Below are 11,805 nucleotides of genomic sequence, written 5' to 3' on the forward strand. Positions count from 1 at the left end.
TCAGCCCAATGCAAACGGTGCGCGCGGACTTCGCACCAAACCCGGAGGAATTCCTATGCAACTGAACAGACGTCTTTTCATGGGCGGCGCGGCGGCGGGGGCTGCTGCGGCCAGCTTGGCGGCTCCGATGGCACATGCCTCGAACCACGGTAAGCCCAAGGTCGTGGTGATCGGTGGCGGCGCTGGCGGTGCGACCGCGGCGCGTTACATCGCCAAGGACAGCAAGGGCGAGATCGATGTGACGCTGGTCGAGCCCACGCGCAGTTATTACACCTGCTTCTTCTCGAACCTGTATCTGGCGGGGTTTCGAAAGCTGAGTTCGATCGCGCACAGCTATGGCAAATTGGCGTCCGATTTCGGGGTCAACGTGGTTCATGACTGGGCGGTCGGGATCGACCGCGCGGCACGCACCGTCACGCTGGCAGGTGGGGCGACGCTGCCTTATGACCGCCTGATCCTGTCGCCCGGCATTGATTTTGTCGATGGCACGGTCGAGGGCTGGGATGTCACCCAGCAAAACAAGATGCCCCATGCCTACAAGGCCGGGTCGCAATCCGAACTTTTGAAAGCGCAGATCGAGGCGATGCCCGAAGGCGGCACCTTCGCCATGGTGGCGCCACCCAACCCGTTCCGCTGCCCTCCGGGGCCGTATGAGCGGATCTCGATGGTGGCGCATATTCTGAAGGCGAAGAACCCGACCGCCAAGATCATCATCGCCGACCCGAAAGACAAATTCTCTAAAATGGCGCTGTTTCAGGAAGGTTGGGGGGATCTTTACAGCGGAATGATCGACTGGATCGGATCGGATTTCGGAGGCGGAAACGTGTCGGTCAATCCCGATGAAATGGCGCTGACCATAGACGGCGAAAAAACCAAGGTCGATGTGTGCAACGTGATCCCCGCCATGAAGGCCGGGCGCATTTGCGAGATTGCAGGTATCACCGATGGCAATTGGGCGCCAGTGAACCCGCACACAATGCAAAGCCGTGTGGATGAAAACATCCATGTGCTGGGGGATGCCAGCCAGCAGGGCGACATGCCCAAGTCCGGCTTCGCTGCCAACAGTCAGGCGAAAGTGGCCGCGATGGCGGTGCGTGCTGCGCTGACCGGGTCCAAGCTGTTCCCGGCCAAGTTCACCAACACTTGCTGGTCGTTGATCGACACAGACAACGGCGTGAAGGTTGGCGCGAGCTACGAGGCGACGGATGAAAAGATCGCCAAGGTGGACGGGTTTATCAGCCAGACCGGCGAGGATTCCGAACTGCGCAAAGCAACCTATGAGGAAAGCATCGGCTGGTATGCCGGGATCACCGCGGACATGTTCGGATGACCTGTTGATAATATTCGCTTGATAGAATATGTTTCAGTCAATGACCGGGGCAGTTGTTTTGCCCCGGCGCAATCTGCGGACGGGGCAGGGACCTTGCCCGCTGATCGTCAAGGAGTGCCTCTTATGAAAAAGCTACTGACTCTTATTCTGTGTGCCGGCCTTTTCGCCGCGCCGGTCATGGCCGACAACCATGCCATGCAGGAAACCGATCATGCGATCACCTATGCGTTCGAAGGCGAGTTCGATGACGCAACGTTCGCAGTGGAAACGGCCATTGTGGGAAAGGGGCTGGTAATCGACTATGTCAGCCGCACAGGCGCGATGCTTGAACGCACGAAGGGCGATGTCGGGTCTGACGTCAAAATCTATGACGCGGCTGACATCTTTTTGTTCTGCTCGGCTCAGATCAGCCGCGAGGTGATGGAACCTGACCCGATGAACATCGCCTTTTGCCCCTATGGCATCTTCGTCACCGATACGGATGGCGAAGTGCGTGTGGGCTATCGCAAGTATCCAGACGGTGACATGCAAAAGGTTCAGGCGCTTCTGGACGAAATCGTGCAAGACGCGGTTTCCGACTGAGCCGTCGCAATTCCCTTGAAAAATCAAGCCCCGCGTGCCCGAATGGCAGGCGGGGTTTTTGTTGACGTGGCGGAAGTCAGAAAAACATTCAAAAAAACGAATGTAACTCTTGTTCCAGTCACGGACTGAGCTTAACTTAACATGCGAACAGGACAGCTGTGAGGCGAATATGATCGAAACCGAATTTACACCCTGGGCCTCCGCGATCGGTGGGGCGCTGATTGGACTTGCATCCGTATTTCTGATGTGGGTGCGCGGGAACGTTTTTGGCGCGACCGGAATCCTGGCGGGGTTTCTGCAACCCAGCAGTTCGACCGACTGGTCGTGGCGCGCGGTCATCCTTGCGGGGATGCTGACCGGTCCTCTGGTCTTTCTGGCCGCAACGGGCGGCTTTCCGACGATCGAGGTGCCGGTTTCCACCCTGTCGATGATCATCGGCGGGTTGATCGTTGGCGTCGGGGTCACTTATGGCTCGGGTTGCACATCGGGGCACGGAGTCTGCGGCATGGCGCGGTTTTCGACGCGGTCCATCGTCGCCACGCTGACTTTCATGGCAGGCACGGCGGTGATGGTGTTTCTGACCCGTCACGTCGTTGGTCTGTAGCAGGAGCGCAGGATGAAACTTTTACTGACATATCTGGCAGGCGTCGTCTTTGGGCTGGGGATTGCGATCTCGGGCATGGCGAACCCGGCCAAGGTTCTGAACTTCTTTGATGTCTTTGGAACCTGGGATCCAAGCCTTGCCTTTGTGATGGGGGCCGCACTCCTGGTGACGGCACCTGGCTACATGCTCGTCTTCAAACGCCCCAAGCCCGCCTTTGCCGAAGGCTTCAAGCTGCCCGGCACAAAGTTGGTTGACCGAAAACTGGTGCTGGGGTCGTTCACCTTTGGTCTTGGGTGGGGGCTGTCTGGCTTTTGTCCCGGTGCGGCACTGCCCGTGATCTCGACCGGCAACCCTGCGGTTCTGATATTCACCGCCTCCCTGATTGCGGGCATGCTTTTGGCCCGCTGGATGATTGCAAACTCAGCCCGGCGGCAGGACGCCGCGCAGGCCAACTGACAATTGGGTGCCAATCGCACCTGCACAGACAGGAAAGGACATGTCATGAGCGACTATCCCGTCAACACGTCCCTCAAACCCGAGGTGAAAGCCTTTTTCGAGGAGGAGTCGAACACGATCTCCTATGTGGTCAAAGACCCGGCGTCAAAAGCCTGTGCGGTGATCGACAGTGTCATGGACATTGACTATGCCGCCGGTCGGATCACCCATGACCATGCGGACCAGATCATTGCCTTTATCAAAGCCGAAGGGCTAACGCTTGAGTGGCTGATCGAAACCCATGTCCATGCCGATCACTTGTCCGCCGCGCCCTATATTCAGGGCAAGTTGGGCGGCAAGATCGGCATCGGATCCAAGATCACCGTGGTGCAAGAAGTGTTCGGCAAAGTCTTCAACGAGGGCACCGAGTTCCAGCGTGACGGCAGCCAGTTTGACCGGCTGTTCGAGGAAGGCGATACCTACAAGATCGGCACGATGGATGCGTTCGTCATGCACACGCCCGGCCATACACCGGCCTGCATGGTGCATGTGATCGGTGATGCGGCCTTTGTGGGCGACACACTTTTCATGCCCGACGGGGGTTCAGCACGCGCCGACTTCCCGGGCGGCGACGCGGGCGAACTTTACGATTCCATTCAGAAGGTTCTGGCCCTCCCCGATGAAACCCGGCTATTCATGTGCCACGATTACGGGCCGAACGGGCGCGATATTCAGTGGGAAACCAGTGTGGCGGATGAGAAAGCGCACAACATCCATGTGGGTGGCGGCAAAACCAAAGAGGAATTCGTGAAATTCCGCACCGAGCGTGATGCGCAACTTGCCATGCCGCGGCTGATCATCCCGTCGCTTCAGGTCAATATGCGGGCAGGTGACATGCCGCCCGCAGATGAAGATGGGAAGACCTTCCTGAAAGTGCCCGTGAACACGCTTTGAGATGACGCTTGGAAAGGCAGTGACATGCAGATGAAGAAACTCGACGATAAGGTGACGGTCGCGCCGCAGATCACCGCAAATGACATTCCCGCCATCAAGGCTGCCGGATTCACCGTGGTGATATGCAACCGCCCCGATGGGGAAGAACCGGGTCAGCCCGCTTGGGCCGAGATCAGTGCTGCTGCCGAAGCCGCAGGGCTGGCCACGTCTTTCCTGCCCATGTCGAACCGTGAAGACGCCTTTGCCGTCATGGCCGAGTTTCAACGCGTGGTGGACGAGGCGCCGGGCCCGGTCTTCGCCTATTGCCGCACCGGCACACGCAGCGAGATTTTGTGGATGACCGCGCAAGCCAACGCTTGACCCTTGCAGGGGTAAGTCTCTCGAATACTTAGGAAAAAGCTCATGGATAAAGAGCAAAAAATGGTGGCGCGCGGCGCTGCCCTCAGACGCTATGTGCCCATTCTGGACTGGGGTGCCCGCTATGACAATACGGCGCTGACCTCGGATCTGGTGGCGGCGGTGATTGTCACGATCATGCTGATCCCGCAATCACTGGCCTATGCGCTGTTGGCAGGTTTGCCGGCCGAGATGGGGCTTTACGCCTCGATCCTGCCACTGCTGGCCTATGCGATCTTCGGCACATCGCGCGCCTTGGCGGTGGGTCCGGTGGCAGTGATCAGCCTGATGACCGCAGCGGCCGTGGGCAATCTTGGCTTGGACAACCCGGCGGATTATGCCGCCGCCGCGATCACGCTGGCGTTTTTGTCGGGGCTAATCCTTATGATCATGGGCGTGTTCCGGCTGGGCTTTCTGGCGAATTTTCTAAGCCACCCGGTGATCGCGGGGTTCATCACGGCCTCGGGCCTGTTGATTGCCACCAGCCAGTTGAAACATATTCTTGGGATTGACGCGTATGGTCATTCGCTCTTTGACCTGATCGGCTCGCTTTTCGCCCATATCACGCAGACCAACCTGTTTACATTCGTGATTGGGACCGCCTCGGTTGCCTTTCTGTTTTGGGTGCGCAAGGGATTGAAACCTTTGCTTCTTTTGCTTGGACTTGGCCCGCGAATGGCCGACATACTGGCAAAAGCCGGACCTGTTGGCGCGGTGGCGGTGACGACCCTGATCAGTTGGGGGTTCGATCTGCAATCAAAGGGTGTCGCCATCGTGGGCGACGTGCCGCAGGGTCTGCCGCCATTGACGTTTCCCCGTTTCGATGCCGACCTTTGGACCAGTCTGCTTGGCTCGGCTCTGCTGATCTCGATCATTGGATTTGTGGAAAGCATCTCGGTCGCGCAAACGTTGGCCACCAAGAAGCGCCAGCGCATCGTGCCGGATCAGGAACTTGTCGGATTGGGCGCGTCCAACATTGCGGCGGCCATGTCGGGCGGCTATCCGGTCACGGGTGGGTTTGCGCGGTCGGTGGTGAATTTCGACGCTGGTGCGGAAACCCCCGCAGCAGGTGCGTTCACCGCGGTCGGCATCGCGGGGGCCGCGCTGTTCCTGACGCCGCTTCTGTTCTTCCTTCCCAAGGCCACGTTGGCCGCCACGATCATTGTCGCGGTCCTGAGCCTTGTTGATTTCCACATCCTCAAGGCCACTTGGGATTACCATCGCGCCGATTTTACGGCGGTTCTGGCAACCATCCTGCTGACCCTTGGATTCGGTGTGGAAATCGGTGTGTCGGCCGGGGTGATCCTGTCGATTGTGCTTTACCTCTACAAAACTTCGCGTCCCCATATCGCCGAGGTCGGACTGGTTCCCGGCACGCAGCATTTTCGCAACATCAACCGCCACAAGGTGCTGACCCACCCGGAACTGGTGACGCTTCGACTGGATGAAAACCTCTATTTCGCCAACGCGCGGTATATCGAAGACTACCTGCTGGCCCGTGTCGCGAAAGGCGGCATCAAGCATGTGGTGCTGATGTGTTCGGCGGTGAACGAGATTGACCTGTCCGCGTTGGAGACACTGGAAGACCTGAACCGGCAACTGGGCGACGCTGGCATCACGCTCAGCTTGTCCGAAGTCAAAGGCCCGGTCATGGACCGTCTGATGCGGACCCGTTTTGTTGAGAACCTGACCGGCTGTGTTTATCTGACCCAGTTCGCGGCTATGCAGGCGCTGGGACCGGTCGATGGGGCAGTTCCGATCTGTGCAGGGCCGGGCGACGCTGCGTAACGTTGATCGCCTGTCGGGATTTATTGAACGATTGTGCAATTCTTGCTATGCCGCCTCATGCCATGAGCGGAGGACTTGCCATGCAGATCACTGAAAACACTGTTGCCATCGTCACGGGGGGGGCGTCCGGGTTGGGCGGCGCGGTCGCTGAGGCCTTGTCGAACGCAGGTGCAAATGTTGGTATCTTCGACCTGAACGAAGAGGCCGGACAAAGGAAGGCCAAGGACATCGGCGGTGCTTTTGCAAAAGTGGACGTGTCTGATGCGGCATCGGTTGCTGAGGGGTTCAAGACGCTGCGTGCAGCGCTTGGGCAGGAACGAATAATGGTGAATTGCGCCGGCATCGCGCCTGCTTCGAAAACCCAGTCCAAAGGCGAACCCCATGATCCCGGCCTTTTTGCGAAAACCATCGGCGTGAACCTGATCGGCACCTTCAACTGCGCGAGCCAATCGGCGGCAGGCATGGCACTGGCCGACCCCGTCACGGACGATGGTGAACGCGGCGTGATCGTCAACACGGCGTCCATCGCCGCATTTGACGGGCAGATTGGACAACTGGCCTATGCTGCGTCGAAAGGCGGCGTTGTGGGCATGACCCTGCCCATGGCACGCGATCTGATGCGCGATGGCATCCGCGTGATGACCATCGCACCGGGCATCTTCAAGACCCCCATGGTCGCCGGTCTGCCACAAGAGGTGCAGGACAGCCTCGGCGCGCAAGTTCCGTTCCCTTCGCGCCTTGGCGACCCGGCTGAATACGCCGCCATGGTGCGACACATCGTTGAAAACGGCATGTTGAACGGCGAGGTGATCCGGCTGGATGGTGCGATCCGCATGGCGCCGCGGTAGGTCACATGAGGTTCGAAGCTCGCATTTGACCGTCTCGCCGATGCCGCAGGCCGCACCACCAGCGCATGTGATTGCACCAAAGGCGACACCCGATACAGGATTTGCGGTTGAGCGAACACCAGCGGGATGGATTCTTAACACCGATTTTTCAGGCAAAGCGTGATTTGCCCATCATTTGTCCGCGTTTTCATGGGGCGGTTTTGTGCTGAAATGTGCGATCGTCGGTCTGATGCCGCTCGCACAAAGCATGAATTCAACTGAAAACGCACTTCGCACGACAAGCATTTGCCTGGGCCCACCACTCGACCGGACCCTAAATCTGCCTTCTGTCAGGGAAGCAGAATACCCGCCAGCACGCCAAGGCCCAGTGTCGCCGCTGCCGTGGCCGCAAGTACCATCGCAAGCAGGGGCATGATCGGCCCCGCCACGGCGTCATCGGAAGCGCGATACAAGGGCACCACCATGCGCAGGTAAACCCCGAGCGCGAGGACGGAGTTCAGGATCCCGACGATGGCGAGCCACAGGTAGCCTGCCTCGACCGCCGCCATGAACAGATAGACCTTGCCGACAAAGCCGAAAAGCGGCGGAATCCCGGTGAGCGACAACAGAAACACGACCATCGCCACCCCGAGCCAGGGGCGGGATCGCCCGACGCCTCGCAGATCGTCAAGCGTCCGCCCTGTCGCCATCACGACGGCGAATGCGCCGAGGTTCATCGCCACATAGGCCGCCGCGAATACCAGGATGGCGGGAACCGCGATGGGGCTGACGCCGAGCGCCACGACGCCCATCAGGATGTATCCCGACTGCGCCACAGAGGAATAGGCGATCAGCCGCACCAGGTTGGTCTGCACCAATGCCGCAAGATAGCCGTAGGTCATCGTCGCCGCCGAGATCAGCGCCAGCGCGAACGGCCAGACGGACTCGCGCGGGAGGTCGCGCAGCACCTGGGCGAAGGCGAAGAAGGCCGCCATTTTGGTGACGACCGACAGATAGGCCGCGACCGAGACCGGCGCGCCGTCATAGGCGTCCGGCGCCCAGAAATGGAACGGCACCAGCGATGCCTTGTAGCCAAGGCCCACGATCACCGCGATCAGTCCCGCAATGGTCACGAGTGTCTGGCCGCGCAACTGGTCGAGTTCGGAGAACAGCGTCGATCCGGCACCGCCAAACCAGAAGGTCAGCCCGTAGATCATTACCGATCCGGTGACTGCGCCAAAGACGAGGTATTTCATCCCCGCCTCGGTGGCCGCGTCGTCGCGCGGATAGCTCACCAGAGCGAAAGACCCCAGCCCGGTCAGCACCACGCCGATGACGACCACCATCATGTCGCCCGCCCCCGACAGCATCAGCGCGCCCAGCGTGACCAGCACGATAAGGGAATAGACGCTGCCCTCGCGGTCGCGCCCGGCGATCTCGGACCGTGCCATCAGCAGCGCCAGCGCCGTGCCGGGAAGCAGGATCAACTTGGCCCATCCGGCGATTGTGTCGATCCGGTATGTGCCGCCGAACACGGTGGTGTCGGCATCGAGCACCGCAAATGTCAGCGTCGTGGACGCGGCCAGCGCCAGAAGCCCGATCGCCAGCACCAACCGCGCCGCCCGGGCCATTTCGGCCACGATCATCAGCATGGCGGCACCGGCCAGCAGCAGCTCGGGGGCGAGAAAGGACAGGTCGCGCAGCATCAGTTGGCCAAGCTCGTCATGGTGGTGTGGATGATGTCAATCAGCCAGCCGGGTGCCACGCCAACCAGAATCGTCAGGATCAGAAGCGGCACCACAACCAGTTTCTCGCGCCGGTCCAGATCGGGCATGTCGGCCCACTTGTCGTTGGCCTCTCCCAGAAACACCGCCGCGATGGCGCGCAGATAAAGCGCCGCCGTCACCACGATGGCCAGAACCGCGACAATGGCCCAGGGTGCTGCGTTGAGCGTGGCCAGGAAGACCTGGAACTCGGCCGGGAAATGCGCCAGACCCGGCAGGCCAAGCGAGGCGAAGGCCGACAGGATGAACGCCCAGCCCAACCATGGCACGCGGCCCAGAAGCCCACCGAAATCGGTCATCTCGCGGCTATGCGCCCGGTCCTGCAACATGCCGACCAGAAAGAACAGCGCGCCTGTCACCAGCCCGTGACTGACCATCTGCAAAGTCGCGCCGTCGAGCCCGATGGTTCGGATGCGCGGATCGCTTGCCAGTGCCGCCACCGCGACGCCGATCACGACGTAACCCATGTGGTTGACCGAGGTGTAGGCGATCATCTTTTTCAGGTCCGTCTGCGCCAGCGCCGCGAAGGCGCCGTAAAGCGCGCTGACCACCCCGAAAACCAGGATCACCTGACCGGCCAGCACAAAAGCCTCGGGCGTCATCTGCCATGCAAAGCGCACCAGCCCGTAGGTGCCGAATTTCAGCATCACGCCCGCCAGGATCACACTGCCCGCTGTGGGGGCCTGAACATGTGCCGCCGGTAGCCATGTGTGCACCGGAAAGGCCGGAATTTTGACTGCGAAGGTAAACAACATCGCAATAAGGGCCAGCATCGCCGCCAGCCCGGTCAGCGGCGGTGCGTCGATCCAGACCCGCATGTCAAACGAGCCACTGCCCAGATACAGCCCGATGATCGCCAGCAGCAACGGCAGAGACCCCAGCAGCGTATAGAGGAAGAACATCAGCGCGGCGCGCTGGCGGTCCTCATAGCCCCAGCCGGCGATCATGAAATACATGCCGACCAGTGAAACCTCGAAGAAGACGTAGAACAACAGCCCGTCCAGCGCCATGAAAGTGCCGAGCGCGGCGGTCTCCAGCATCAGCATCAGCACGACATAGCTGGCCGCACGTTGGCCGATCCGCGCCGAATAGATCGCCGACAGCAGGAACAGCAGCGAAGTGAGCAGCACAAGCGGCAGGCTCAGCCCATCCAACCCAAGCCGATAGGCTGCGCCGATGGCGGGGATCCAGGCGATTTCCTCGATTTGCGCGAATCCGCTGGGGACAATACCGCGCGACCAGATCGCCAGCGTGATCAGAAAAACGGTCCCGGTTGCCGCGATGGACACCCCATGCGCGGTTCTTGCGGACCGGTCTGGCAGGGCCATAAGGACAAGACCCGACAGGATCGGCAAGAAGGTGGCGATGGTCAGAAGCGGCATAAATTCGATCCTTAGAGAAAGAGCGGAGCGGCGAGAAGAACGCCAACGACAACGGCAATACCGGCGAAGGTCAACGCCATTTCGCGGTGGATGAAGCCGCTTTGCAGGCGGCGCGCGCGGGCAGCCAGCGCGATCGTGCGGTCCACAAAACCGAAAATTGTACCGTTGATAATGTCGTGGTCGGTGCGAAGGGCATTGCGACCGACAGACAGACTGTACCGGCCTATCGCGAGAACGCCAGCAAAGAGCCACCGCTCCAAACGTTCGCATGCGGCGGCCAGCGCCAGTGCGGGGCGGGCCACCAGCGCGTCCATGCCGCCCCCGACCGCAAAGCCGTTTTGCGCCGGGGCCAGCAGTGGGCCGAGCAGTCGGGCGGGAGGCAGCGCCCAGCCAAGCGCCAGCCCGCCAAGGCCCACGGCCAATCCCATCGCCGGGATGATCCATGAGGGCTCGGGCAGTTCCGCGCCCAACATCGTCTCAAGCGGTTTGAACCCGAAGCCGAGCGTCACGGCGAGCGTGACCAGAACCCCCATGCCGACTGCCATGTAAGGCACCGCGTCTTGGGCCTTGCCGGCCGCGCCGGACCACAGCACACGCAGCGCCCGGGCCATGTAGGCCCCGGTCAGCACCGACCCGGCCAGCGCCAGCGGCAGCAGCCAGACCGCAGACGGGCTGTCGAGCGCGGCAGCGAGGATAGCATCCTTCGAGACATAAGCGGCCATCGGCGGCAGCCCTGCCAGCGCCAGTGCCGCCAGCGCGAAGCCCGCGAAGATACCGGGGCGGGCGCGTCCGGCACCGGCCAGCGCGTCTAGATCGGTGCGCTCGCGGTCATGCTGGAACACGCCCGCGCCAAGAAACAGCGAGGATTTGATCGCGGCATGGGCGATCAGGTGCAAAAGGGCTGCCACCGGTGCACCGGCGCCGAGCGCCACGAGCATCAGCCCGTACTGGCTGGCGGTGGAGGCCGCGAGCAGGCGCTTGAGGTCACGCGCGGCCAGCGCCATCAGCCCAGCCACGAGGGCGGTGATCCCGCCGACGACACCCACAGCCAGCAACGCGCCACCCGGCAGCATCGGTGCCGCGCGGATCAGAAGGATCGCACCTGCCGCCACCAGCGTCGCCGAATGCAAGAGCGCTGAGACCGGCGTCGGCCCGGCCATGGCCCGCATCAGCCAGTCCTGCATCGGCACCTGCGCCGATTTCCCCATCGCGGCGAACAGCAGCAGAAGTCCGGCGATCAGCGCCGGTGTGCCGGTGGTGGCAAGGGTGGCGGAAATCTCGGAGGTTCCGGCCACGCCGATCAGCAGGAAGGCGGCGAGATACAGCCCCAGATCGGCGGTGCGGGTGTATAGAAACGCCCGCATGGCCGCAGCCGGAACGCCCGCGCGACCATACCAGAAGCCGATCAGCAGGTAGGAGGAAAAGCCGATCATCTCCCACGCCGCCAGAAGCGTGATCCAGTCGCCCGACAGCACCAGAAGCTGCATCGCGGCGACGAACATCAGCATGGTACCGAAAAAGCGGATCTTTTCGGGATCGCGGGCCATGTAGCCAGCGGCATAGGTCAGCACCATCGCGGCGACCGTGGCCACAACCAGCGACAGCGTTGCCGTCAACGGGCTGGCCAACAGCCGGATCGGAAGGTCTGGCAGGAAGGGCAGCGAGGCCATGACGTCTGTGCCATCCATGGCTCCGGCGAACAGCCCGAGCGCCCCGGCAAGCC

11 protein-coding genes are annotated in these 11,805 nt (G+C 61.4%); 8 read left to right on the forward strand and 3 right to left on the reverse strand.

Annotated features, from left to right (window positions below; genetic code table 11):
• Window positions 1–55 precede the first annotated feature (55 nt).
• From BMY55_RS08320 to BMY55_RS08355, 8 genes are all read left to right on the forward strand, one after another.
• Window positions 56–1,330 carry an NAD(P)/FAD-dependent oxidoreductase gene (locus BMY55_RS08320; protein WP_091432206.1) on the forward strand — a complete coding sequence of 425 codons (1,275 nt, stop codon included), beginning with the start codon at window positions 56–58 and terminating at the stop codon, window positions 1,328–1,330.
• Between the two features lie 195 nt (window positions 1,331–1,525).
• Entirely contained in the window at window positions 1,526–1,912 is a 387-nt protein-coding gene (locus BMY55_RS08325) for a DUF302 domain-containing protein (protein ID WP_407639076.1), read from the forward strand.
• 169 nt (window positions 1,913–2,081) lie between these two features.
• Window positions 2,082–2,516, forward strand: coding sequence for a YeeE/YedE family protein (locus tag BMY55_RS08330; RefSeq protein ID WP_091429845.1), 435 nt, complete (start codon window positions 2,082–2,084; stop codon window positions 2,514–2,516).
• Window positions 2,517–2,528: 12 nt separating this feature from the next.
• Window positions 2,529–2,972, forward strand: coding sequence for a DUF6691 family protein (locus tag BMY55_RS08335; protein WP_091429846.1), 444 nt, complete (start codon window positions 2,529–2,531; stop codon window positions 2,970–2,972).
• Between the two features lie 45 nt (window positions 2,973–3,017).
• Entirely contained in the window at window positions 3,018–3,905 is an 888-nt protein-coding gene (locus tag BMY55_RS08340) for an MBL fold metallo-hydrolase (protein ID WP_091429848.1), read from the forward strand.
• A 30-nt stretch (window positions 3,906–3,935) separates the two neighbouring features.
• A complete protein-coding gene (locus tag BMY55_RS08345; RefSeq protein WP_218142233.1) occupies window positions 3,936–4,265 on the forward strand; it encodes a TIGR01244 family sulfur transferase in 330 nt (109 codons plus the stop codon).
• Window positions 4,266–4,307: 42 nt separating this feature from the next.
• Window positions 4,308–6,089: a SulP family inorganic anion transporter gene (locus BMY55_RS08350; protein ID WP_245744687.1), complete on the forward strand. Its 1,782-nt coding sequence runs from the start codon at window positions 4,308–4,310 to the stop codon at window positions 6,087–6,089.
• Between the two features lie 80 nt (window positions 6,090–6,169).
• Complete coding sequence (locus BMY55_RS08355; protein ID WP_091429851.1) at window positions 6,170–6,937, forward strand: SDR family NAD(P)-dependent oxidoreductase; 768 nt, start codon at window positions 6,170–6,172, stop codon at window positions 6,935–6,937.
• Between the two features lie 329 nt (window positions 6,938–7,266).
• On the opposite strand, the gene BMY55_RS08360 is transcribed toward BMY55_RS08355, so the two are convergent.
• Genes BMY55_RS08360 through BMY55_RS08370 form a run of 3 tightly spaced genes read right to left on the reverse strand, consistent with a single transcriptional unit; the run spans window position 7,267 to window position 11,770 of the window.
• Window positions 7,267–8,622: an NADH-quinone oxidoreductase subunit N gene (locus BMY55_RS08360; protein ID WP_091429852.1), complete on the reverse strand. Its 1,356-nt coding sequence runs from the start codon at window positions 8,620–8,622 to the stop codon at window positions 7,267–7,269.
• On the reverse strand, window positions 8,622–10,082 hold the full coding sequence (locus tag BMY55_RS08365; protein WP_091429853.1) for a complex I subunit 4 family protein: 1,461 nt from the start codon (window positions 10,080–10,082) through the stop codon (window positions 8,622–8,624). The genes BMY55_RS08360 and BMY55_RS08365 overlap by 1 nt, the downstream gene beginning before the upstream one ends.
• 11 nt (window positions 10,083–10,093) lie before the next feature.
• Window positions 10,094–11,770, reverse strand: coding sequence for an NADH-quinone oxidoreductase subunit 5 family protein (locus tag BMY55_RS08370; protein ID WP_245744688.1), 1,677 nt, complete (start codon window positions 11,768–11,770; stop codon window positions 10,094–10,096).
• Window positions 11,771–11,805 lie beyond the last annotated feature (35 nt).

The organism is Aliiroseovarius sediminilitoris, from assembly GCF_900109955.1.
Taxonomy (GTDB): Bacteria; Pseudomonadota; Alphaproteobacteria; order Rhodobacterales; family Rhodobacteraceae; genus Aliiroseovarius; species Aliiroseovarius sediminilitoris.

Bases quoted from the DNA above. Each gene is read 5' to 3' on its own strand.
- BMY55_RS08350 (WP_245744687.1), top strand. From the start codon at position 4,308: ATGGATAAAGAGCAAAAAATGGTGGCGCGCGGCGCTGCCCTCAGACGC.
- BMY55_RS08330 (WP_091429845.1), top strand. From the start codon at position 2,082: ATGATCGAAACCGAATTTACACCCTGGGCCTCCGCGATCGGTGGGGCG.
- BMY55_RS08370 (WP_245744688.1), bottom strand. From the start codon at position 11,770: ATGGATGGCACAGACGTCATGGCCTCGCTGCCCTTCCTGCCAGACCTT.
- BMY55_RS08325 (WP_407639076.1), top strand. From the start codon at position 1,526: ATGCAGGAAACCGATCATGCGATCACCTATGCGTTCGAAGGCGAGTTC.
- BMY55_RS08360 (WP_091429852.1), bottom strand. From the start codon at position 8,622: ATGCTGCGCGACCTGTCCTTTCTCGCCCCCGAGCTGCTGCTGGCCGGT.
- BMY55_RS08340 (WP_091429848.1), top strand. From the start codon at position 3,018: ATGAGCGACTATCCCGTCAACACGTCCCTCAAACCCGAGGTGAAAGCC.
- BMY55_RS08320 (WP_091432206.1), top strand. From the start codon at position 56: ATGCAACTGAACAGACGTCTTTTCATGGGCGGCGCGGCGGCGGGGGCT.
- BMY55_RS08335 (WP_091429846.1), top strand. From the start codon at position 2,529: ATGAAACTTTTACTGACATATCTGGCAGGCGTCGTCTTTGGGCTGGGG.
- BMY55_RS08345 (WP_218142233.1), top strand. From the start codon at position 3,936: ATGAAGAAACTCGACGATAAGGTGACGGTCGCGCCGCAGATCACCGCA.
- BMY55_RS08355 (WP_091429851.1), top strand. From the start codon at position 6,170: ATGCAGATCACTGAAAACACTGTTGCCATCGTCACGGGGGGGGCGTCC.
- BMY55_RS08365 (WP_091429853.1), bottom strand. From the start codon at position 10,082: ATGCCGCTTCTGACCATCGCCACCTTCTTGCCGATCCTGTCGGGTCTT.